Source organism: Acidimicrobiia bacterium, from assembly GCA_040878325.1.
GTDB lineage: Bacteria > Actinomycetota > Acidimicrobiia > Spongiisociales > UBA11373 > JAUYIV01.
The window spans coordinates 31213-54233 of record JBBDMM010000015.1; the positions used below are offsets into that span (position 1 = coordinate 31213).

Genomic DNA, 23021 nt, shown 5'->3' on the forward strand with positions numbered 1-23021 from the left:
GGGGGATCGCCTTGACCGTTCGAAAGTCCGATTCTCACCCGTATCGAGTGATTCGGGCTACCGTTCCGCCATGCCGGCCCCATCGATCCGCAGGGTGGCACTCGTGCTCGCCGCAATGGCGGTCGCGGCGGCATGCTCCGAGCCCTTGTCGCAGGAATCGACTCCGATCCGCGACGACGGCCGGGAGATCTTCTTCGAGCTCCCGTCGGGCTGGACCGTGGTGCCGGAGTCCGAAGTGGCCGCGCTCGGCAGGACCCCCTTCGTTGCTCAGACCAGCTTTACGTTGCCCGTGGTGTCCCGGGTGGTGTTCCATGGCCCGGGTTTCGCTTTCAGTGACGCCGCCCTGGACACGTCGCTGTTCGGCAGCCCGGTGGGGTCGGCGGTGGTCCGCACCATCCCCGAAGGTTCCCGCGACTTCATCAGCCGCTACCTGCTGGCCGAGCTAGTGGTCCCGTATCACAGCGAGCCCATCGCCACCGAGCACTTCAAGCAGGACATCGAGCTCGCCGATGGCTACGACGGCGTCCAACTGCTCATCAGCTACGCCGAGACCGAGGAACAAGTACCGGCGGCGGTACTGTTCACCGTGGTGACCGACCCCGATGATGAGCGGATGTACTCGATCGCCGTCGGGTGTTCGGCCGAGTGCTTCAACACCCATGGTGAGGCGATCACCGCGATCATCGACTCCTGGCTGGTGAACACCGGATGAGCTACCCGCGCCGCCGCCGGGCCGGCTTCTTCGACCGGATCAAGGTCTTCTTGTTCCTGTTCATCGTGCTCGCCTTCTTCGTGGTCAAGGAACTCAACGACCCGTTTGTCACCCTGCGCGAATCGTTCGAATCGTTCGCGTCCACCACCTTCGGGGTGGTGGTCGTCAGCCTCCTCTTGGTCGAGATCCTCCGCCAGATCCACTACCTGATCTCTGAGAACTGGGGCCGGTACAACCACTTCTGGACGGACCGGGTCTTCGAGGGCACCTCGCGCGGTGTTGCCCGGCGGGTAGGCGAATTCACCCGCTATCGGATTCGCCGCATCGTCCGCTGGCTGATCCTGATAACCGTCTACGCCTACATTGTGGTGATCATGCGCGACGACATCGATTCGCCCGTAGATGCAATCGTGCGTACCCCCGAGGTGATCGGCGACATCCTTCCGATTGTCCTTCAGTTCGTCTTCCTCGGCAGCCTGGTCATGTTCCAGTTCGTGGCGATCTTCTGGTTCCTGTCTCGGGGCGGCATCGACATCGTGTTTCCCGAGGACATCGAGACCCGGTTCGATTCGGTATGGGGCCAGGACCATGTGCTGTCCCATGTGAAGGAGAACATCGCCTTCCTCGAGAAGCCCGACGAGATCGAGGCAAAAGGCGGCTACATCCCTGGAGGCATACTTCTTTGGGGTCCCCCGGGCACCGGCAAGACGCTGATCGCCGAGGCGATCGCGGGCCAGGTCGGGAAGCCGTTCGTGTTCGTGGACCCGGGTGCCTTCATCCAGATGTTCATGGGCGTGGGTGTCCTGAAGGTCAAGCGCCTATTCCGCAAGCTACGCAAGCTGTCGATCAAGCACGGGGGCGTCGTCGTCTTTTTCGATGAAGCCGACTCACTGGGCAACCGGGGGATGCTCACCGGGGGGCCCGGCCCCGTCCAGCCGATGGTGGGCGGCGACCCCAGCTGCAACGGCACATCGTTTCTCACCCCGCAGACCCAGCGACTGCTGGCCGAGGCCTTCAACCCGACCACCGTGGCCGACCCCGACCGGGAGCAGCGCGGCATGGTCCACCGGATGATGATGGGAATGGGCGGCGGCGGCGGAGGTATGGGGACATTGCAGGCCCTGCTCACCGAAATCTCCGGATTGACGAAGCCGCGCGGTCTCGGCAATCGCCTCCGGCGAATCCTCGGTATGAAGCCGAAGCTTCCTCCGAAGTACCGAATCCTCATCATGATGGCCACCAACATGCCGAACGCCCTCGACCAGGCGTTGCTCCGGCCGGGCCGAATCGACCGCATGTACAAGGTGGGTTTCCCCTCATTGGAAGGCCGGAAGCGCACCCTCGAGGGGTATCTGGCCAAGGTCAAGAACACCCTCACGCCGGACGAAGTCGAGAGAGTCGCCTTGACCACCCCGTATTTCTCCGGTGCCAAGATCAAGGACCTCGTCAACGAGGCGCTCATCCACGCGATTCGCTATGGGCGCGACACGGTGAGCTTCGCCGACGTGTGGCATGCAAAGGCTCTCAAGCAGTTCGGGCCCCCCGACGACCACGAGTACATCGTGCGGGAGCGCTGGGCCGTGGCGATCCACGAGGCGTCCCACGCGGTGGCCGCCCATTTGCTGCGGGCTCACGCCGCCATCGACATCGTCACCATCGAGCGCCGCGGGGAGACCGGGGGCTTCGTCTCCTGGATCGATGTCGAGGACCGATTCACCCATTGGCGCACCGAGCACGAAACCGATATCAAGACCGCGTTGGCGTCCCTCGCCGGCGAGAAGTTGTTCTTCGGGGACGACAACTCGTCTGGTGTCGGCAGCGATCTGCGCAACGCCACCCACATCGCGGCTCTGATGGAAGGCGTCTGGGGGATGGGCGACCAAATCACGTCCCACATGGCCCTCTCGCAGGCTTTCGTAGGAAACGCCCCTGACCCGAGCGAGAGCATCCTCAAGTCGCTCGGCAAGCAGGTGGAGGAGCGTCTCAAGGGGCTCTATGACGAGGTCTATGCCCTTCTGGAGGAACACCGCGAGGGTGTCATGAAGATCGCCGGCGAACTCGTCGAACGGAAGACGATCTCGGGGGACGACATCACCCGGATCCTCGAGGTCGAACCCGGCTCACGGACCATCCACAAGCCGGTCGGCTATCGAGCCTTCCAGGTGGAAGGGAACGGCGAAGTTCGCACGTCCGACGGTGACAAGCGCACTTCCGGGGGCGTGGCGGTGGAATAGCCAGCCGCCAGCCGCCAGCCAACAGTCTTGATTCCTCTTGCTGGAGGCTGGTGGCTGGAGGCTTCTTATGGTGCTTGCCAGCCCGGATCACCCAGGGTCGCCGGCCCGCAGCGGGTCGTCAGCAGTCTCACTTCGTCGGTTCCCACGGCTGCGTAGAGCAGGTCGGTGCCATCGCTCACGATGACATGCTCGCCGTCGCCGGCCGGCCACACCGTTCGTGCCCCGCTCAGTGATTCGGGGAGAGACCCCTCCGTCGTCGATCCCGTGATCACATCCGTGACCTGGAGCATCGCCAGTGATTGCGGCGAATCGACCCAGAGCAGCCGATCTCGTGCGTGCCAGCCGATGACGAGCGCTCCGTCGGGGACCCCGCGAACGGGCGTCACCACCGGCTCGCCATCCTCGAGAGTCAGCAGCAAATGGCTCTCCGGGTTCGGCTCCCCCAGTGGGGTCAGGCGGATCAAAGCCCGGTCGCGGAAAGGGTCTCGGGCGGCGGATGAGGGCAGGAAGGACCCTGTCGACTGATCGGCGATCTCGACGGTCCACAGCAGCTCGCCCGTGGTGGCGTCGATGCCGAGTACCGCCGACTGGACGCCGCTAGGTCGCCCCTCATCCGGCTGCAACGCCCCGACGAGAAGGACGTCGTCGATGACGGTCAGCGATGTCAGCACGTCCCAATCCACTGCCGCGACGGTGACGATGGTTCCGGCGATCGTGCCCACCGCGGCCAGTTGGCCATCGGGCAAGGAGTCGAACTGGTAGATCTCAGACTCGCCTGCCACGAAGGTCTCGGCGCCAGCGATCGGGAGGCTGCCGAGCGACGCCCAGCGGAGGCCGGCCGGGTCGAATAGGAGGTAGCGGTCCTCGAACCGCACCACTCGAACCAGTGAACCGACGAACTCGATGTTGGCGCCCGCGAGAGTCCTGACGGCTTGCCGCTCTTGCCGGGTGACGGTCGCAACCCCGAGCAGCGGGGTCCCGGCTATATCGGGATGCTCGCCCAACCTCACCTCGACGGTGAGCGGCTCGAAGTCGTTGCGAACGAGGGCAACCCTCACCACTTCGCCGGTGGCGTGGGTTTGGACGACCTCGCGCAGGTCCGCCGAGGTCACCACTCGGGTGCCTGCGACGTCGACGATCGTGTCTCCAGGCAGGAGAACGCCGTCGGCACCGCTTCCTTCGGTGACGGCTGTGACCTGGGCACCGAGACCCGGGCCGATCGACAGCAGGCATGCGCCGACCCCGACATTGGTCCCGTCGTCGACCGCGGCGAGCGGCACGGTGGGGAGGGTGGTGACGCGATCGCTCCGGTTGGCGCACGCCCCGGCGACGAGTGCCATTACCCCGACGAGCGCGTAGATCCGACGCATTGCGGAAGGGTAAGCGACTTGCCGGTTTTCTGAGTTCAGCCGGGAAGATCTCCTAGGCAGCTCGGGCGGGTCGACACACCTGGCAAGCCCGGTAGCCGGCCTTCTCGGCGGCGACCTCGGAAGGAAACTCCACCCTGTGGGGCTCGGTGATTCGGCGGGCGTTGTGGCAAGTCGGGTGGCAGAAGATCCGGGTGGTATCGCTGCCGAGGAAGCGGACCCCCCGGGCAGTGAGCCGCTCGAACCCTTCGACGTCGAGGCCTTCGATCTCGAGGAGGGCTCGCTTGTTGTCATCGGATCCGAGCGAGTACTTGCCGAGCGTGCCGTCCGACCGCACCACGCGGTGGCAGGGGATGATGACCGGAACCGGGTTCCGGGCAAGGGCCGACCCCACCGCGCGGACGGCATCGGGCTTCCCGATCTCCTTGGCGATCCAGCCGTAGGGACGGACTTCACCCCGGGGGATGGTCGCCGCCCGCAGGAGCACGGCTTGCTGGAACTCGGAGAGACCGGACAGATCGAGCGCAAGCTGTCCAGGTCGTCCGTCGGCGAGTGCCTTGTCGACCTGGGCGGCGATGACCGCGGGCAGCGCCGTCGCCGGAACGACGTTGCGGCCGTGAATCTCGAGAAAGCGCCGTTCGAATGCCTCCGGTGAGGTGGCGAGGTCGACAGTGGTGACCCCCCGTCGGTTGAAGGCGACGAACACGTCGCCGAGCGGGCTCGACCGGCGGGCGTACTGGTCGGCCAGGCCGACGTCGGCGAGAATCCGGTCGATCAGGCCCGTCGGAGCAGGCTCCCGGAGTGACTGGAGATCGTCTTGGAGCGTCATGGTCCCTCCGATGGGGGGTAGGTGGCGCGCAGGCGGGCGAGCCCGCGGTGGACATCCGAGCGGATCGTCGCCGCGGGGCGATCGAGTGCAGTGGAGATCTCGGCGTACGAGAGACCGACCACGTGTTTCAAGACGACGGCGGTACGCATTTCCCAGGGCAATTCGAGCAAGAGATTGGCCAGTTGACCTTCGATCTCGGAGGACAACACGGTCGCCTCGGGTCCCGCGGTGGGTTCGGCCGGCTCGTGAGTGCCCAGGCTCACGGCTTGGTGGCGCGCCCGTGATCGCAGCCGGTTTCGGCAGAGGTTGGCGGCGATGGTCCACACCCATCCCCTGAGCCGCATCTCGCGGATGCGGTCCTGCGGATACTCACCCAGGGCCCGGTAGGCGCGGATGAGGGCCTCCTGCGTGACCTCCTCGGCGTCACTCCTATTGCCGAGCATGCGCAGTGCCCCCGAGTAGAGGCCGGGGGTGAGATCTCTCACGAGATCCGGGAACGCACCGTCGAGGTCATCGGCGAGCCGCATGGCGAGACGATCGGCGCTCATGGTCATCATCGTCCCAGAGAACACCGGCCATCACCCATCCGTTGCACCCGCAGGGCTACCTTTGGTGCCATGGCCGGCTGCTGCGACCCATCCGGATATCGGCAGGTATTCAACAAACGCGAAGCCCGCCGGGCGGCCCGGGCGTACCGGCGCCGCGGGCTCGACTCCACCGCCCGGCCGATGGTCGCGGCTCTCGCGGCGAGGGGGATCGATGGGGCATCCGTGCTCGAAGTTGGCGCGGGGGTGGGGTCGGCGCAGGTGGCGCTCCTCGAAGCCGGTGCCCGGTCAGGAGTCGCCTACGACCTCTCGCCTGCCCACAAGGAGGTGGGCGAGGACCTGCTGGCGGAACACGGGTTGACAGATCGCGTCGAGTGGAGGACTGGCGACTTCGTCGCTGATAGGGCCGCACCGCAAGCCGACGTCGTGTTCCTCAATCGGGTGGTGTGTTGCTATCCCGGCATCGAGCTCGTAGACGCGGTCGCGTCCCGCTCGGTTCGGCTGCTGGCCATGGCGTATCCGCGGGACCGATGGTGGGTGCGTGCCGGGGTACGGGCGCTGAACGGCTTCCTGCGGATCGGGCGAACCACCTTTCGGGTCTTCGTGCACCCAACCGCCGAGGTCGGACGGCGAGTTGCCGCCGCCGGGCTCCGAGAAGTCGCGTCGGGGCGGAACCTGATGTGGGAGTGGCACGTCTGGGAACGTCGACAGTCAGCGACGACCGCGACGGCGCAGGTAGGCGTGCCAGATCAGATGGGCGGCGGCTGACCGACGGGGAGCCCACTCCTCGGCGATGGCGCGGAGTGCTCGTTCGCTCGGAGGCTCGGACCCGCCCCTGAGTTCGTGCCATCCGAGACGCAGCGCCAGGTCTCCGGCCGGAAAGACATCGCGGTGGCCGGCACAGAAGATGAGGAAGCATTCTGCGGTCCAGCGGCCGATTCCCCGCAGAGCAGTGAGTTCTGCCACCACCTCGTCAGCTGTGCCGGCCGAGGCGCGGGCAAAGTCCAGACCGTCGAGTGCGGCCCTCGCCAGGCCCCGGGCGTACTCGGCCTTCATGCGAGTAAACCCGCAGGCCCGCATCGTGGCGTCGTCCATTGCGAGCAGCGCCTCCGGCGTGACGGTTCCCAAGGTCACCCGCAGTCGCCGGAACATCGCATCGGCCGCCTCGATCGACACCAGCTGCCCAAGGATGAGATGGATCATCCCGGCAAAGCCGGGCTCGAGGAACTCCACCGGTACCGGTCGGGGGACGGCGGCGAACAGCGGGTGGCGCCGGCCGAGTACGGCCATGTCGCGGCGGATCGCGGTCACCCGGGGATCGGTCATGGTCGGGACCATACGGGCCCGTGATACTTGCAAGCTGGCCCGATACCACGCGATGAAGCGCTCCACTGGAGCGCTTCATCGAACGTTCGTATCGGATCCATCGGGAAGGCACCGCGCCGGTGCTTCCCGGGTTCGTGATCAGCCGCGGCCGCGGGGGTCGTTCCCGTACGAGTTCCGCTCGCCCATCTTCCCGCTGGCATTGTGGATGATGTGCTCGACCTTTTCGCGCATCGCCGTCTCGCGGCCAGCCTTCTGGGCGGCGGTCTTCGTCGAGAAGACCCTGCTCACCTTGGAGGCGCCGGCGCGCTTGTTGGCCCAGCCCTTGTCGTGGGGAACGGTGTGGACCGCGGGACCCTGCTTTGCCTTCTTCCTCGGCGCGGCCTTCTTGACCGCCTTCTTCACGGTCTTCTTGGCAGCGGCCTTTTTCTTCGGCGCAGCCTTCTTGACGGTCCTCTTCACGGCCTTCTTGGCCGCGGGCTTCTTGGCTGCGACCTTCTTGGGCGCGGCCTTCACTTTCTTGACCGCCTTCTTCACGGCCTTCTTGACCGGCTTCCTTGCCGCGGGCTTGCGTGTGGTCACGAGTCCTCCTCACTTGTCACACACTGATGATGCCAGGTGTTGGTGCGAATTGTCGGTAACGAACTTCGGGGACCTCGCGAGGTCCCCGAAGTCTCGACCGGTGAGTGGCGGTCTACGAGCAGCCCATCGAGTTTCCGCAGTTGAGGCAGCGGTAGCACGACCCGTTGCGAACGGTGATGTGGCCGCAGGTGTCGCAGAGGGGGGCGTCGCCCATCATCTCGCCCAGGGCGGCCTGCATCGAAGCCGTTTGTGTGGCCGCCGCCGTCGCCTTTGCCGTGACTGCCACCATCGTCCCGCGCGACTTGCCGTTGCCGTTGCCGGCATGCCCCTTGCCGTTGGTCGCGGTGACCTGCGGCTTGGCCACCGCCGGGTGGCTGATCGGAGCGGTCAGCGGCATGTCGTCGTCGAGGCCAAGCTGCACTCCTGCGTCGACGGCGAGGCCACTGGGTGGCTCAGGGAGCTCACCGACCTCCTTCGGAGGGATCTGCACCAGGTCGGTTCGGCCGAGGTACTCCATCCCGAGCGAGCGGAAGACGTAGTCGATGATGGAGTTGGCCATCTTGATGTTGGGATGGCCCTCCACCATGCCTCTCGGCTCGAACGTCTGGAACGTGAACGACTCGACGAACTCCTCGAGGGGAACCCCGTACTGGAGACCCTTCGATACCGCGATCGCGAAGCAGCCGAGGATGCCCCGCAGTGTCGCCCCCTCCTTGGCGAGGTCGATGAACAGCTCGCCGAGCGTGCCGTCTTCGTATTCGCCGGTGCGGAGGAAGATCTTGTGGCCGCCGACCTTGGCCTCCTGGGTCCAGCCCTGGCGTCGTGACGGAAGCAAGAACCTCGGGCGATTCACCCCGTGGTACGCCTGGGTCGGGCTGATCCCCGGGGCAAACGTCCCGGTGACGAGCCGCGCCTCGGCATCGATCGCGTTGGCGAGTTCCTCCGATTCGTCTTCGTGTGAGTCGCCTTCACCGGTGGTGGAGGACAGTGGCTGGCTGGCCTTCGAACCGTCCCGGTACAGCGCCATCGCCTTCAGTCCCAACTCGGCGGAGAGGGCGTACGAGTCCTCGATGTCACCGATCTCGACCTCGTGGGGCATGTTGATCGTCTTCGAAATCGCCCCCGAAATGAACGGCTGGGCTGCCGCCATCGCCCGGATGTGGCCGGTGTGATGAATGAAGCGGACCCCGTGCTTGCCGTTCTTGTTGGCGCAATCGAACACCGGCAGATGGTCGTCCGCCAGATGCGGGGCACCCTCGATGGTCTGAGTGCCGCATATCACCCGGTTGGCCTCGTCGATGTGCACCGGAGTGAACCCGAGGGCGCGCAACAGGTCGAAGTCGAATGAGGTGTACTCGTCTTCATCGAATCCGAGCCGTTGCAGTGCGGACTCGCCGACCACGAACACGTTGAACGCGTGCCGTAGCTCGAAGACACCGGGCAGCGTCGCCTCGATCGCGTCGATCTCGCTGTCGTTGAAGCCCGTGGCGCTCAGCGACTCCCGGTTCACATGGGGGGTTCCGTCGAGGGTCATGGTGCCCACTACGTAGTCGACGATCTCGCGCCGCTGCTCCTCGTCGTAACCGAGGCGGCGGAGCGCCGGATCGATCGACTGGTTGGCGATCTTGAAGTAGCCGCCTCCGGCCAGCTTCTTGAACTTGACCAAAGCGAAGTCGGGCTCGACCCCGGTGGTGTCGCAATCCATCAGCAAGCCGATGGTCCCGGTCGGTGCCAGCACGGTGGCCTGGGCATTGCGGTAGCCATACTCCTCACCCATCGCCACCGCGTGGTCCCAGGACTCGCGGGCGGCGGCCAACAGATGGTCGGGGCACAGGTCGGGGTCGATGCCGACGACGCGGTGAGTGACACCGTCGTACTCGGACGGGTCGGCGTTGTATGCGGCCCGGCGATGGTTGCGCATCACCCGGAGCATCGACTCGCGGTTCTCGGAGAACCGGGGGAATGGGCTCAGCACCGCCGCCATCTCCGCCGACGCCGCGTAGGCGTCGCCTGTGAGGACCGCGGTGAGCGCACCCGTGATCGCCCTGCCCTCGTCCGAGTCGTAGGGGATGCCCTGGCGCATCAACAGCGATCCCAGGTTGGCGAAGCCCAGCCCGAGCGTGCGGTAGTCGTACGACCCCTGGGCGATCTCCTGCGACGGGAAGTGGGCCATGGTGACCGAGATCTCGAGCACCATCGTCCACAGCCGGATGGCGTGCTTGTAGCCCTCGATGTCGAATGCCCCGGTCTCGTCGTCGTAGAACGTCACCAGGTTGAGGCTCGCCAGGTTGCAGGCCGTGTTGTCTATGAACATGTACTCCGAGCAGGGATTCGACGCCCGGATGGGCCCGCCTGCGGGGCAGGTGTGCCATTGGTTGATGGTGGTGTCGAACTGCACCCCGGGGTCGGCGCACGCCCAGGCGGCCTCGGCGATCTGACGCCACAGGTCGCGGGCCTTCATCGTCTTCATGACATGCCCGTCGATACGCGCGGTCAGCTCCCAGTCACCATCCTCAGCCACCGCCCGGATGAACTCCTCGCTTACCCGGACGGAGTTGTTGGAGTTCTGGCCCGAGACCGTCTGGTACGCCTCGCCGTTGAAGTCGGAGGGGTAGCCGGCGGCGATCAGGGCGCGCACCTTCTCTTCCTCGATCTTCTTCCAGTTGATGAAGAGCTCGATGTCGGGGTGGTCGATGTCGAGGATGACCATCTTGGCGGCGCGGCGGGTGGTGCCACCCGACTTGATGGCTCCGGCGGCGCGGTCGCCGATCTTGAGGAACGACATGACTCCGGACGATTTGCCGCCACCGGAGAGGGTCTCGTTCTCGGCGCGCAGGCTCGAGAAGTTGGTGCCGGTGCCCGAGCCGAACTTGAACAGCCGGGCCTCGCGGGTCCAGAGGTCCATGATCCCGCCCTCGTTCACCAGATCGTCGTTCACCGACTGGATGAAACAGGCGTGTGGAGCGGGACGGGTGTAGGAGTCGTCGGAGGGAACGACCTGACCGGTCGCCTCGTCGACGAACCAGAAGCCCTGCGCCGGCCCGGTGATCCCGTAGGCGTGGTTGAGCCCGGTGTTGAACCACTGCGGGCTGTTGGGGGCGGCGATCTGGTGGACGAGCATGAACGCGAGTTCGTCCTCGAAAGCCTGGGCGTCGGCCTCGGTGGCGAAGTAGCCGTACTGCTCACCCCACATCCGCCAGGTGGAGGAGAGACGGCCGATCACCTGGCGGGCGCTGCGCGCGCGCGCGCGCGCCGGGTTGCCGTCGTCGTCGACAATCAGGTCGCCCGCTTCGTCGCGCTGCGGAACCCCTGCCTTACGAAAGTACTTCGACACCATGATGTCGGCTGCGACCTGCGACCAGGTGGCCGGAACCTCGGCGTCCTTCATCTCGAAGACCACCGATCCGTCGGGATTCGCAATCCGGGAGGTTCGGGTGCTCCACTCGGCCGTGTCGAACGGATCGGTTCCCGCATCCGTGAAGTAGCGGCTGATTCTGAGCCCGTCACCCATGAGGACCTCCCTGTCCTGGTGCGCTTCGTGCGCCGCTTCCGTTCGTCTGGGGACCGTGACCGCAAGGGTCGACTTGTCCACAGCCACAAGATGTGGTGGTCGAGGAAGTGAAGGACCACTACTTGATGTGGACCCACCACTGTAATTACACGCGTGTCATCCCGTCAAGCAACCACTGCGACGGGGGAAGTCGCCGGGGGGAAGAAACCGGCGTGAGACTGTTGTAGCGGTGCGCCCCACTCGGGGCAACTCCGCGCACTAGGGAGATTTCGCGTTGAAGTGTCGGGCCCCGGACGCTTCGTCAGCCATCGAGAAACTGGGCGCAAGCGAAGCTCGCTTCGAAGAACTCCGGCGGTGGCTCGTCCGTCCCTTCGATCGCCAGCGACATGATCTCTTCCTGGGTGAATCGGTCTTCGAGTTCGCCGAGGTAGCAGATGCAGAACTCCTCAGATTCATCATCAGTGCAGTTCTCCATGAAGAGCCGGCGAAAGTCCTCGCTGAACTCGCTGCCGCCTCCATCGTCGCCGCACGCCGACGCCAACACGACGACCGACAGGGTGGCTGCGAGCAGCCGGCGGAACTTCATCTCGGCTCTCCTTGTGACGGCGCGAGCGTACCCCGACCAGTGAACAGCCACGCGTCAGGCTGCGGCGAGCGCCTCGATGATGGCCCAGGCGAGAATGCCGTATCCGACCGACTTGGGGTGAATGTCCGGTTCGGCGTCCAGCATGTGGGTGGTGGCTGCCGTCGTCCCGCGCATCGGCGTGAACCCGTCGGCGACGATCACGCCGAGGTTCTCAGCCACCCGGGTGCCGAGTGCGTTGAACGCGGCGACGATCTGGTCGCTCCGACCCTCGAAGCCGACGCCGCCCGCCAGGCCGAGGCTGAACGGGTTGTAGGCGGTGAGGTACACCACCGGCACGTCGGGGGCGGCGGCCGCCAGGCGTTCGAGGATCACCGACAGATTCGCCTCGTAGGTGGTGAATGCGGCATCGAGTCTGGCCGAACAGTCGGGGGAGTCGATGTCGTCGGAGCAATCGTCCGAGCCGAGGTGGCCGAGGAGGTCATTGGCACCGATGTCGATCATCACATAGGCGACGTCCACCGTCTCGATGTATGCGATCGCGGCGTCGAGCTGGCCTCCGCGGATCATGGTGCCCGTCGTCTCCCCGGAGACGCCAAAGTTCCGCAGCCCGAGGGTACGGGCGTCGCGCCGCTGCAGTTCGGCGTGGACCCTCGAGACATATCCCCTTCGCGGCTCGTCGACGCCGACATTGGCGGCCAACGAGTCACCGAGAGCGACTACCACGGGAACCCCGGGGAAGAGGGTGCCATTCACTTCGCCTGGTCCCAGTCGCTGGTCGGGAGGCTCGACCCCCGATCCCAGGCCGGCTGCCTGATCGGCGAGAGCAGTCAACAGCGCTGCGGAGGTGATCGTGGCGCCACCGCCATGGGAGCCGGTGACCACGATCTGGTCGTTGCCGAGGGTGATCGATTGGACATCGGCGTTGAGGCCGACCAGCACGTCGTTGAGATCCGCCACTTCGGCGAGGATGTCCTCGATGGCGTCGCGGCCGATTCCGGGGAGGTCGAGATCGCCCACCTCGAGGTGAGTCACTTCCACCCGGATGGCGCCGGCGTCGAGGTGGAAGCCGACCGTGCCGCTGAACTCAATCCCACCGCTCTTGAAGAATCCGACGATGGAGAGGGTGCCCGACTCGTCGTCGCCGGTGGCGGGGTCCTCGATGTCTACTTCGATCCTTCGAATCGGGTTGTTGGCGATCTCGCCCAGACCCTTCTGCAGGTAGGCGCCGGTCTCCTCTTCGGTGAGAACGATCCGGAAGCCGTTCTGGGCGTTCGCCACGGCGATGGCGGCTTCGGCGGAGGCAACCGAATTGGGGTCGGCCTCGTCGACCGGTCCCTCGGTCGTAGAGATGGCGCGATAGATCTCCAGCGCATGGCTCACCCCGTAGTAGATGCTCCCCACCACCAATGCGAGCATGAGGAGGGCGATGAAGATCGACGGGCCGCGGGTCGCGGCAAACGCCGAATACATGGCGACCGCGAAGGTCAGACCGCCGAGAACCAGCCCCCAGACCGCGCTTCCGGATCTCAGCCAGGCGAGGATCCCGACCAGGACCGCGGCCGGCACGCCGAGCAGCACCGAGGCCGTGCGGGCGCCGGAACTCTTCGGGGCAGGGGCGTAATAGGAGTACGACATGAAACGGGGCGGGCTTGGTGCCCGCCCCGTGACGTTAGAGGCTCAGGGGGTTAGCGAATAGGTCGCTAACCCCCCCACTCGACTTGCGAACCGCCTACTCGTCGCCCTCCTCCTCGACCGGCAGCTCCGCGGGCATCGCCGCGGTCGCCGGCCGTGCCGGTTCGGCGGGCGTCGCCGGTGTCGCCGGGGCTGGCGGGGCCGCCGGGGCGGCGCCGGCTCTCATCGGTGCAGGGCCTTTGGGCTTCTTCGCCGGGGCGAACAGGCCCCAGAGGAGGCCGAACGCCGCCCCCGCCACCGTGTAGATGATGGCTGTGGGAATGTCGAGCCGGACGATGCTGAGGACCATCAGCAGGAGGATCCCGCCGAAGCCCATCAGCAATCCCCAAAGCGCTCCTCGTATGGGATGCCGATGCAATACGGTGTCGCTGTTCATCAGCCCTCCCTCCATGACAGCGCCGGCCGTGCGTTGAACAACACACCGGTGAACCCGGCCGCGGCGAACAAGGTTGCCAGGATTCCCGGCGGGGTGAGGAATGGGTTCGGCCCCACGAACTTCACCCAGCCTCGTCCGATGCAGTTGGGTTCGGGATAGGTCGCCTGATCGGGCAGTTCGGTTGGGCCCCACTCGTCGACCCACGCGCCTTCAGCCACCACCAGCGCGGTGAAGGGGAAGGGGAGTAGCGCCCCGAAGTCGACCGACCCGGCATTGCGGTTCTTGTCCCGCGGGTTCGGATCGCCGCCGTCGTCCTTGAAGATCCCTTCGGCCTTCAGGTACCAGCGGTGGTTGTGGAAGGTGGCGGGCTGGCTCGATCCGAAGTAGAGCAGGGTCCCCCGGGTGTCGACCTCGAAGGGGTTGCTCTTCGTCATCGCCTGGTTGCCGTTGATGTCGATCAGGGGATCGGGTCCACCCCGGTCGATGAACGCGTCGACCGAGCTGCCGTCCGCGTCGTACGAGATCACAACGCCCTTGCAGGGTCCGGTCAGGCTCGACCCCTCGTCGTCGGTGTCGAACGAATCCGACCCGACGGCATCGAGAAAGGCCTGATCCTCGACTTCGCCGACCGCATCGTCCCAGATCCCGGCTATGCCCTCTGGGGGGACCTCTTTGAAGTCGGGAATGCCATCACCGTTGCGATCCTCGAAGTCGTCTCGGAACTGCTCGGGAATGAACTCGAACAGATCGATGGTCGGATCGCCTTGCGCTGTCGCATACGGTGCGGCCCCAATCAACATGATCAAACCGACGGCGAGCAACAGGTTGCGCCATCGTTTCACGGATGATCCCCCTTGTAAGTGCCGCGGAGTCTATCGGCCGGTCGGCTGCCGCGTCAGGGGGTTTCGTCGGCCTCCTCATCCTCCGGCACCACGAGGTCGTACCGATGGCCGCAGTCTTCGCAGACGTAGGCGACGACATCACCGGCAACGAACCCCTCATCCGGCGAAAAACTCATCAGATTCGCCGTCCCCTGGCATTCGAGACAGGGGATCTGCAAAGGCGTAGGAGGAGTCGCCATTGAGACAGGTTAAGGACTGGATTGGCTATTGGCTATTGGCGACTGGCGACTGGGGACTGGGGACTGGGGACTGGGGACTATTGAAGGCTTCTCAGGTAGGCGATGATGTCCCTGATCTCCGAGTCGGTGAGGTTGGTGCGTCCGCCTCGGGGGGGCATGGCGATGCCGCTGGTGTTCTCCGGATCGGTGGTGGGTCGTCCCATGACGATGAACGCGAGAAGATCCTCATCGGTCAGGCCTGCAATGAAGTCGGAGTGGGACAGGGGCTTGCCCAGCCCGATGATGCCTTCTCCCGCGGAACCGTGGCAGGCACCGCAAGCCACCAGGTAGGCGGATTCTCCTCGCCCTGCATCGGCTGTGCCCGGGTCAGCCGGGGCGTTGCCTCCGCAGGCGACGGCCAGGAGCAGCGCTCCGACTACGGCCACGGCCCTCTGCGCTCTCTTGGTCGGCGACATGAACGCCGAGTGTACGGCCAGACCGATGACTTTCGGGACGCGCCTCCTGGCCCCGAACCGGGTATACCCTCCTGCGCGATGTCCCGATTTCCCACCCTGCTGCTCGCGGCGGCGCTGGTCGTCGTTCCGGCGTGCGCCTACGAGTCGTCGGGCACCACCACCACCGTCACCGCAGCACCAGAGGACACGCCGCCGCCTTCCGCGCCCGCCGAGATCGTGGCCCTCGACCAACAGATCGAGGGGTCGTCGGTGCTGGTCGAATCGGTGTCATTGCCCTCCCCCGGGTTTGTGGTGGTACGCCGGGACGCCGGTGGATCACCCGGAGAGGTCATCGGGATCAGCGAGCTGATCAGCACCGGCGTCATCTCGCGAGTTCCGGTGCCGTTCTTTCTGCCGATCGTTGAGGAGACGACGGTGCACTTGACGGTTCACATCGACATGGACCGCGACGAGCGCTTCACCTACGAGCCTCCAGACTCTTTCGTGGACGAGATCGCCACCACGGCCGCCGGGGATCCGGCGACCACGACCGCGCTGCTCACTCTGTTGGCGCCACTCTCACCGGCCGATGTCTTCGTCGATCCGCAAACCAACAACGGAACCACTCTCGATGTTGCCTCGGCGAGCCTGCCGTCGCCGGGGTGGGTGGCGGTCCACCAGAGCGAGGGCGGTGAGCCGGGCGTGGTCCTCGCCATCTCCGATCTGCTGCCCGCCGGGATCACCACGGGCCTGGTGTTCGACCTCGACCCGGCTCTGGCGTCCACCCAGTCGGTGTTCGTCGCCGTCTGGATCGACCGCGATCAGGACGGGATCTTCGATCCAGAGGACGGGCTCGATGAGATCGGAGTGCGCGACACCGGCGCCCTCGCCCTCGAGAACCCGGTGATCACTGTTCTCAGCCGGAGCCCCGGCGACCTGTTCGTGCTCGACCAGGAGTCCGATGGCACCAGCATCACCCTCGACTCGGTGCAGTTCCCCGCCCCGGGATTCGTCGAGATCCTGTCCGACGACGACGGTGCGCCCGGCACCCGGCTGACGGTTTCCGACCTGATCCAGGCTGGAGTGTTCCCCGACCTCGAGGTCGAGTTCGAAGAGGCGCTCACCGAGAGCGCAGTCCTCTGGGTGAGGCTGTGGATCGACTTCGATCAGGACGGCACCCTCTCCGATGAAGATCTGACCGTTCTCGACGAACCCGACGGCGACCGGATTCAGGACTCGTTCGAGGTGACGATCGAGTAGGCCTCGCTGTGCTCGGCCAACAATTCGCGATTCGCAATTCGCAATACGACGGACGGCTGAGTTCCTAACGGACGCGGTCGCCAGCTTCCTTCGTATCGCGTATTGCGTATCGCGATCTACTTCGGCCAGGCGGCGGCCCTGGGGAGCATCGCCTTAGAGCCCTCGTGTCCCAGTTGCTCCGCCAGCCACTGGCCGGTTTCGGCGAGGCGTTTCGGGTCGAGGCCCGTGTCAATGCCGGAGCGGTGCAGCATCCAGGCAAGGTCCTCGGTGGCGATGTTACCGCCGGCGCCGGGGGAGAACGGGCTGCCGCCGAAACCGCCGACCGAGGCGTCGAGAGCCTGCACTCCTGCAGCCACCGCGGCAAAGGCGTTCGCATACCCGGTATTGCGGGTGTTGTGGAAGTGGCAGCGGGTGCGAGTCTCCGGGACCGCGGCCGTCACCATCGCCAGGAGGCGCGCCACCTCCGAGGGGACGGCGACGCCGATCGTGTCGCCCAGGGCGATCTCGTCGACCCCCGCTTCGTTCAGGTCGCGGGCGATGTCCGCCACGCGCTCGGCCGACACCGGGCCGTCGATCGGGTCGCCGAATGCCACCGAGATCGTCACCGAGACCCGCAGGCCGGCTTCCTTCGCCTGGACCGCGAGCACGGCTGCCTCGGCGTTGCGGTCGTCGGCACCGGCATCGCTGTTCTTCAGGGCGTAGCCGTCGGAGGCGTACGCCACCAGGTTCACTTCATCGAGATCGGTGTCCATGGCCCGCTCGAGGCCGCGATCGTTGAGCACCAGGCCGATGGCCGAAAACGTCCGCTCACCGAGAGCGCTGCAGATCGCCTCGGCGCCATCCATCTGCGGCACGAGCCGGGGATGAGCGAACGAGACGGTCTCGATCCTGGTGGCGCCGGCGGCCTCGAGCCGCCGGATCAGGTCGACCCGGGTGGGCACGGGAAGGACGAGATCCTCGCTCTGGAGGCCGTCCCTGGGGCCGACTTCGACGATCTCGATCAAGAGATGTGTGCCACTGACGTCAGAGGTTGCCCCGAAGCGCCTGCTCGCGCTCGATGGCTTCGAAGAGGGCCTTGAAGTTCCCCTTGCCGAACCCGGTGGCGCCACGCCGCTCGATGAACTCGAAGAACACCGTCGGGCGGTCCTGCAGCATCCGGGTGAAGATCTGGAGAAGGTATCCGCCCTCGTCCTGGTCGAGCAATATCTGCAGGGCCTCCACTCGTTTGCGGTCGACATCGATGTCGGGCATCCGCGCCCACACGTCTTCGTAGTAGGTGGCCGGGACGGTGAGCGTCTTGAGACCCCTCGCCGATGCTTCGGTCACCGTCGACAGCAGATCGGCGGTGTGCATCGCGATGTGCTGCACTCCGGCTCCGCGATAGAACTCCAGGTACTCGTCGATCTGTGACTTCTTTAGGCCCTCGGCCGGCTCGTTGATCGGCAGCTTGATGATCCCGGTGCCATCCCACATCACTTTCGACATGAGGGCGGTGTACTTGGTGCTGATGGCGTCGTCGTCGAAGTGGCGGAGCATGGTGAACCCGAACACCCGCTCGTAGAACTCGACCCAGTAGTCCATCTTGCCCAATTCCACATTGGCGACCACGTGGTCGATGAACTGCAGGCCGATCGGATTGGCGATGTCGTCTTCGAGGGGCACGAAGTCGGGGAAGACCCGGCCACCCTCCACGAAGGAGTGGACCGTGTCGCCGTAGGCCTGGATCGCCGAGGTGACCGTACGGCCCCGGTCGGTCTCGACGACGAAGGGCTTCGACTCGGGGTCGGCCCCGCGATCGACGGCCAACTCGAAAGCGGCTTCGGCATCGGGTACCTGGAGGGCCACGTCGTGCACGCCGGGGCCGTGCAGGTGCACGTGGGCGCTCACCGGATGATCAGGCGTCATCGCGCCGGTGACGACGAAATGGATGTCGTTCTGCCTCAGCAAGTAGGAGGCAGTCTCCCGGGTACCGGTCTCCGGGCCGCGATAGCCCGCGATGCTGAATCCAAGGAGGGACCGGAAGAACTGTGCGGTTTGGAAGGCGTTGCTCACCCACCACTCGAGGTGAGAGAAGCCCATGAGCGGGAAGTCGTCGCGCTTGGCCATGTCCTTGGCCCGCTCGAGAGTGGCGTCGTGTTCGGTCATGGTGTCGCTCCGTGGAGTTGGTGGGTCCATTCTCGCGTGTCTCGGGCCGCTTGGTGCGCGATTGGGGGGAGCGCAATGCGCAATGCGGCAAACCGCCGATCGCGTCGATTGGTGCTCACGCGTTGCGCATCGCGCATCGCGCATCGCGAGAACCCCCTAGGACGGACCGCCCCTCTACGGCGAATCGCCAATCGCCCATTCTTCCTTGCCTAGCCTTGTTGGATGCTCGACATCACCCGACCTGACGCCCGGGTGGCGGCGTTGGGAGGGCTCATCGACTACGCCGGGTTGTTTCCGCCGGCCGCACTCGGCATGGCGGATGCCGTGGCGGAGTATCGGGCGGCCCGCGCCGGCGGTGATGCGTGGATGGTCGAGCGGTTTCTCTGCCCCGTCGGCCGCCTCGAAGAACTCGCCGCCGTGCTGATGCCGACGATGGCGTCGGGCGAGGCGGCCTGGCGGCTCTCGGCCATCGCCGCCGGCACCGATCTCGACGCCGACGTCGCCGCGATCGAGGCCTTCGACACCGAGTTGAGTGGCGGAGCCACCATCGAATTGGTGGAGACCAAGGTTCCTCCAGATGACCTGGCCGGCTGGGCCGCGCGAGCGGTGGCAATGCTGGACCGCATGGTGTTCTTCGAAATCCCCTGGGCGGGCGATCTGGCCGGTTCCTTCGACGCGCTGGTCGCGGTCCGTGAGAGTTCCGGTCGCATTCTGGGAGCGAAGCTGCGGACCGGAGGGCTGGCGGCCGGCGACTTCCCGTCGCCGGAGGCGGTGGCGGCGTTTCTGGCCGGCTGTCGCGATCGGTCCCTCCCGATGAAGGCGACCGCCGGGTTGCATCACCCGGTTCGCCACCTCGACCCCGCCACCGGGTTCGTTCACCACGGGTTCCTCAATCTTCTGGTTGGTGCGGCCCTGGCCGTCCGCGGCGAGGACGCGGCCGCGATCGCCGCCGTCCTCGCCGACGATGAGCCGGGTGCATTCCAGTTCGATCGAACCGGGATCCGTTGGCGGGGCACCACGGCAGGCATCTCCGACTTGCAGGCAGCCCGGAGGGGCCTGTTCGTGGCATACGGATCCTGTTCCTTCGACGAGCCTGTCGAGGACCTCACCGCCCTTGGCGTGCTCCCGGTGGCGTCGTGACAGCGGACCGATCCGACTTTCCGGTCGAGAACCTGCCATACGGCGTGTTCGACGCAGGCGGGGGCTCGCGGGTGGGTGTCGCCATCGGTGAGCATGTCCTCGACCTACGCGCGGTTGCCGGTCATCTTCCAGCGTCCTCCGCCGAGGCCCTTGCCGCCGAAACCCTCGGCCCGTTCCTCGGTCTGGGCCGGAGGGTCTGGACCGAGGCGAGGATGCAGATCACCGCCCTGCTCTCCGCCGACCGGGCTCCGCTCGCCGATGCCCTCCACCGGAGGGACCGGGTCGAGATGCTGCTGCCCTTCGAGCCCGGCGACTATGTCGACTTCTACTCGTCGGTCGAGCACGCCACGAACCTGGGGAAGATGTTCCGGCCCGATCAGGAGCCACTGCTGCCCAATTGGCGTCATCTTCCGGTCGGCTATCACGGTCGGGCGAGCAGTGTCGTGGTGAGCGGAACGCCTGTGATGCGACCTGCCGGCCAGCTCAAACCGGCCGACGGGCCGCCAATTCAGGGTCCGACCAGGTCTCTCGACATCGAGCTGGAGGTGGGGTTCGTCACCGGGCCGGGCAACGAACTCGGCCGACCGATTCCCATCGACGAGGCGCGGGAACACATCTTCGGCCTCGTGCTCGTGAACGACTGGAGCGCCCGGGACATCCAGCGGTGGGAGTACCAGCCGCTCGGTCCATTCCTGGGCAAGTCGTTCGCCACCAGCGTGTCGCCATGGGTGGTAACCCTCGACGCGTTGGAGCCATATCTGACGAGGCCACCGGCTCAGGAGCCTGAACCGCTCGACTACTTGCGTACCGGTGCCAATTGGGCGGTCGATCTGGAGCTCGAGGTGCTGCTCCAGTCGGCGGCGATGTCGGCTCCGCAATCGATCTCGCGCACCAACTTCGCGGGGATGTACTGGACGATGGCGCAGCAACTGGCCCATGTCACCGTGAACGGCACGAACGTCCGCCCTGGCGACCTCTACGCGTCGGGAACCGTGTCGGGACCCGATCCCGGGAGTTACGGCAGCCTGATCGAACTGACCTGGGGTGGAGAGCAGCCGATCATGCTCGAGGACGGTTCCGAGCGTCGCTTCCTCGAGGACGGCGACACGGTGATCCTGCGCGGATGGTGTGAGCGCGCCGGGCAGCCGCGGATCGGGTTTGGCGAGTGTGTCGGGACCGTCGTCGGGCAGTGATCGGGGCCCGCTGGGCGTCGAAGCGCCGGATCGCCACGGTACCCTCCTGCCGATGCCCCTCAACTTCGCCCTCGGCGGGAAGATCTACGAGCCGGTCGAGCGGACGATCACCGGCGAAGAGATCCAGGCCTACGCCGCCGCCTCGGGCGATCTGAACCCCCGGTACGGCGAGGGGCCCGACCAGGTGGCTTCGCCGATATTCCCTGTCGTGCCCGGCTTCCCCCTCATGGGCGCCGTCACCACCGACCGGGAACTCAACGTCGAGAACCCCTTGATGATCCTCCACGGCGAGGAGGAAATCGTCCACCATCGCCCGATTCGCCCGGGAGACGCGCTGGTGTTCACCCCCGCCCTCGAGTCGGTGGAGGACAAGGGACGCAACGGGGTGTTCGTGATTCGGGTCGACGCCACCTCGGTCGCCGGCGAGAAGGTCAACGAACAGCGGGCCACCATCGTGGTTCGCGGAGCAGGCAGCGGCCGGGAGCAGCCCGCAACGACCAAGGAGCCCGCTCCCGATCGTGGGACTCCGGCGGTCTCCTTCGTCAATCGGGTGGCCGATGATATGCCCACTAGGTACGCAGCCGCTGGTGGCGACCACAACCCGATTCACCTCGACGAGTCGGTTGCCCGGATGGTGGGCCTTCCCGGCGTCATCAACCACGGTCTGGGCACACTGTCCCTCGTCACCGGAGGCCTGGTCGAGCATCGCGCCGGTTCCGACCCGGCCCGGGTTCGCCGTGTCAAGGTTCGATTCACCGATGTGGTGTTCCCCGGCAGCGAGCTGACCACCAGGGTCTGGGACACCCCTGACGGTCATCACTTCGAGACGGTTCGGCCCGACGGGAAGGTCGTGATGCAGGGAGTCTTCGAGGCGACGGCAGGCTGATGGCGCGGCTCAGGCTGTTCGCCAACTTGCGGGAGATCGCCGGCATCGGCGCGGTCGATGTCGACGGCGGCACGGTCGATGAGGTGCTCGAAGGGGCAATCGCCCGATTCGGATCCGACTTCGCACGCGCCCTCGAGCCTGCACAGGTGTGGGTCGACGGCGAGCGAGCGAGCCGCGACGCCACGGTGTCCGCGCACTCGGAGGTGGCGGCGATCCCCCCGGTGTCGGGTGGGGCGCTGCTCGTTCGTTCTCCGATGGCCATCGAGATCGGCATCGTCGGAATCCTGGCCGCCATGCTGTTCGGGGCCAACGCGGTCTCGCTGCAGTGGTTCGCGGTGACGGTGGTGTTGGTCGTAGGGGTCTGGGCTTTCGACATCACCACCGCGGCGGAGCGGCGTGATCTCCCGGTTGCATCGGTCCCCGCGATCTCTGCCGCTCTGGGCGGGGCGCTTGCCACCTATCGATTCGGAGCGAACGGGGCGGCAGCGGCCACCATCGGGGCGGTGCTGCTCGCGTTGACGTGGAGCGTCTTCTCCTATCGGCTGCGTGAGATCGATTCGATCACGGCCGGGGCCATGATCGCGATGTCGTCCGCGCTGGGATCGTCGGCCCTGGTGATGCTCCGCTTGCGATCGTATGACGAGACACAGGTCTTCCTATTCGTCGCCGCGGTTGCCGTCTTCGTTTCCTGGCTGTCGGACCGGTCTGAGATGCCGATCGTCGACCCGCTGGTGGCGATGCTCATCGGGGCCATCCTCGGCGGGGCGGTGGCCGGGGCATTCTGGGCCCCCGACTTGCTCGCCGCGATCGCCGGAGCAGTCGCCGCCGCCATCGCGCTCGTCGCGGGGCGGAATCTCGGCATGCTCGTCAGGGCCGGGGGATTCTTCGCCGGCGGCCACGCGCCGGGCAGCCTCTCCTATCTCGACGGAGTGGTGATCGCCGCCGCCGCCTTCTGGACCCTGCTGACGGTTCTGTCTTAGGCCTCGCTTCGCTCGGCCGGCGATTGGCGACGGAACGGTGAACTCGTGCGGACGCGATAGCCCGTTCCTTCCTATCGCGTATCGCCTATTGGAGAACCATCAGGACATCGTTGACGGTTTGTAGACGGTCTATGTCCATCAGGAC

At 66.1% G+C, this 23021-nt stretch carries 22 protein-coding genes; 8 read left to right on the forward strand and 14 right to left on the reverse strand.

Features of this window, described 5'->3' with window-relative positions; all coding sequences use genetic code 11:
* Window positions 1-70 precede the first annotated feature (70 nt).
* Both WD184_08770 and WD184_08775 read left to right on the forward strand, forming a co-directional pair.
* Window positions 71-712, forward strand: a complete 642-nt coding sequence (locus WD184_08770) for a hypothetical protein (protein MEX0826824.1) — start codon at window positions 71-73, stop codon at window positions 710-712.
* Window positions 709-2946, forward strand: coding sequence for an AAA family ATPase (locus WD184_08775; GenBank protein MEX0826825.1), 2238 nt, complete (start codon window positions 709-711; stop codon window positions 2944-2946). Before WD184_08770 ends, WD184_08775 begins: the two co-directional genes overlap by 4 nt.
* A 65-nt stretch (window positions 2947-3011) precedes the next feature.
* Here WD184_08775 and WD184_08780 read toward each other — a convergent pair whose 3' ends face one another.
* The 3 genes from WD184_08780 to WD184_08790 are packed head-to-tail and all read right to left on the reverse strand — an operon-like array spanning window position 3012 to window position 5690.
* Entirely contained in the window at window positions 3012-4316 is a 1305-nt protein-coding gene (locus WD184_08780) for a PDZ domain-containing protein (GenBank protein MEX0826826.1), read from the reverse strand.
* A 52-nt stretch (window positions 4317-4368) separates the two neighbouring features.
* Window positions 4369-5142: a methylated-DNA--[protein]-cysteine S-methyltransferase gene (locus WD184_08785; GenBank protein MEX0826827.1), complete on the reverse strand. Its 774-nt coding sequence runs from the start codon at window positions 5140-5142 to the stop codon at window positions 4369-4371.
* Window positions 5139-5690 (reverse strand): RNA polymerase sigma factor, encoded by a 552-nt coding sequence (locus WD184_08790; GenBank protein MEX0826828.1) that lies wholly within the window; start codon window positions 5688-5690, stop codon window positions 5139-5141. The genes WD184_08785 and WD184_08790 overlap by 4 nt, the downstream gene beginning before the upstream one ends.
* A 69-nt stretch (window positions 5691-5759) precedes the next feature.
* Between WD184_08790 and WD184_08795 the strand changes: the two genes are divergently transcribed.
* Entirely contained in the window at window positions 5760-6455 is a 696-nt protein-coding gene (locus WD184_08795; GenBank protein MEX0826829.1) for an SAM-dependent methyltransferase, read from the forward strand.
* On the opposite strand, the gene WD184_08800 is transcribed toward WD184_08795, so the two are convergent.
* The 9 genes from WD184_08800 to WD184_08840 form a co-directional block, all read right to left on the reverse strand.
* Entirely contained in the window at window positions 6399-7013 is a 615-nt protein-coding gene (locus WD184_08800) for a DNA-3-methyladenine glycosylase 2 family protein (protein ID MEX0826830.1), read from the reverse strand. The genes WD184_08795 and WD184_08800 overlap by 57 nt on opposite strands.
* Before the next feature lie 138 nt (window positions 7014-7151).
* Window positions 7152-7592, reverse strand: a complete 441-nt coding sequence (locus WD184_08805; GenBank protein ID MEX0826831.1) for a DUF2188 domain-containing protein — start codon at window positions 7590-7592, stop codon at window positions 7152-7154.
* 112 nt (window positions 7593-7704) lie between these two features.
* Window positions 7705-11103, reverse strand: coding sequence for a vitamin B12-dependent ribonucleotide reductase (locus WD184_08810; GenBank protein ID MEX0826832.1), 3399 nt, complete (start codon window positions 11101-11103; stop codon window positions 7705-7707).
* Window positions 11104-11404: 301 nt separating this feature from the next.
* Complete coding sequence (locus WD184_08815) at window positions 11405-11689, reverse strand: hypothetical protein (protein MEX0826833.1); 285 nt, start codon at window positions 11687-11689, stop codon at window positions 11405-11407.
* Window positions 11690-11743: 54 nt separating this feature from the next.
* Window positions 11744-13324: an SGNH/GDSL hydrolase family protein gene (locus tag WD184_08820; protein ID MEX0826834.1), complete on the reverse strand. Its 1581-nt coding sequence runs from the start codon at window positions 13322-13324 to the stop codon at window positions 11744-11746.
* A 94-nt stretch (window positions 13325-13418) separates the two neighbouring features.
* Window positions 13419-13757, reverse strand: a complete 339-nt coding sequence (locus WD184_08825) for a hypothetical protein (protein MEX0826835.1) — start codon at window positions 13755-13757, stop codon at window positions 13419-13421.
* On the reverse strand, window positions 13757-14599 hold the full coding sequence (locus WD184_08830; protein MEX0826836.1) for a hypothetical protein: 843 nt from the start codon (window positions 14597-14599) through the stop codon (window positions 13757-13759). Before WD184_08830 ends, WD184_08825 begins: the two co-directional genes overlap by 1 nt.
* 53 nt (window positions 14600-14652) lie before the next feature.
* A complete protein-coding gene (locus tag WD184_08835) occupies window positions 14653-14838 on the reverse strand; it encodes a hypothetical protein (protein MEX0826837.1) in 186 nt (61 codons plus the stop codon).
* Window positions 14839-14915: 77 nt separating this feature from the next.
* Window positions 14916-15293 (reverse strand): cytochrome c, encoded by a 378-nt coding sequence (locus tag WD184_08840; protein ID MEX0826838.1) that lies wholly within the window; start codon window positions 15291-15293, stop codon window positions 14916-14918.
* Window positions 15294-15371: 78 nt separating this feature from the next.
* On the opposite strand from WD184_08840, the gene WD184_08845 reads away from it, so the two are divergent.
* Window positions 15372-16532 carry a hypothetical protein gene (locus tag WD184_08845; GenBank protein MEX0826839.1) on the forward strand — a complete coding sequence of 387 codons (1161 nt, stop codon included), beginning with the start codon at window positions 15372-15374 and terminating at the stop codon, window positions 16530-16532.
* Window positions 16533-16648: 116 nt separating this feature from the next.
* On the opposite strand, the gene WD184_08850 is transcribed toward WD184_08845, so the two are convergent.
* The gene (locus WD184_08850) at window positions 16649-17536 is read right to left on the reverse strand and encodes a hydroxymethylglutaryl-CoA lyase (protein MEX0826840.1); all 888 of its coding nucleotides are present in this window, start codon (window positions 17534-17536) and stop codon (window positions 16649-16651) included.
* 19 nt (window positions 17537-17555) lie between these two features.
* Complete coding sequence (gene hppD / locus WD184_08855) at window positions 17556-18677, reverse strand: 4-hydroxyphenylpyruvate dioxygenase (protein ID MEX0826841.1); 1122 nt, start codon at window positions 18675-18677, stop codon at window positions 17556-17558.
* Window positions 18678-18899: 222 nt separating this feature from the next.
* Here hppD and WD184_08860 point away from each other — a divergent pair, with 222 nt between their 5' ends.
* From WD184_08860 to WD184_08875, 4 genes are read left to right on the forward strand one after another with little or no spacing between them, the layout of a single operon-like run.
* The gene (locus WD184_08860; GenBank protein MEX0826842.1) at window positions 18900-19817 is read left to right on the forward strand and encodes a hypothetical protein; all 918 of its coding nucleotides are present in this window, start codon (window positions 18900-18902) and stop codon (window positions 19815-19817) included.
* Window positions 19814-21010 carry a fumarylacetoacetase gene (fahA, locus tag WD184_08865; protein MEX0826843.1) on the forward strand — a complete coding sequence of 399 codons (1197 nt, stop codon included), beginning with the start codon at window positions 19814-19816 and terminating at the stop codon, window positions 21008-21010. Before WD184_08860 ends, fahA begins: the two co-directional genes overlap by 4 nt.
* A gap of 52 nt (window positions 21011-21062) precedes the next feature.
* A complete protein-coding gene (locus tag WD184_08870; protein MEX0826844.1) occupies window positions 21063-21896 on the forward strand; it encodes a MaoC/PaaZ C-terminal domain-containing protein in 834 nt (277 codons plus the stop codon).
* Window positions 21896-22876, forward strand: a complete 981-nt coding sequence (locus tag WD184_08875; protein MEX0826845.1) for a MoaD/ThiS family protein — start codon at window positions 21896-21898, stop codon at window positions 22874-22876. Before WD184_08870 ends, WD184_08875 begins: the two co-directional genes overlap by 1 nt.
* Window positions 22877-23021 lie beyond the last annotated feature (145 nt).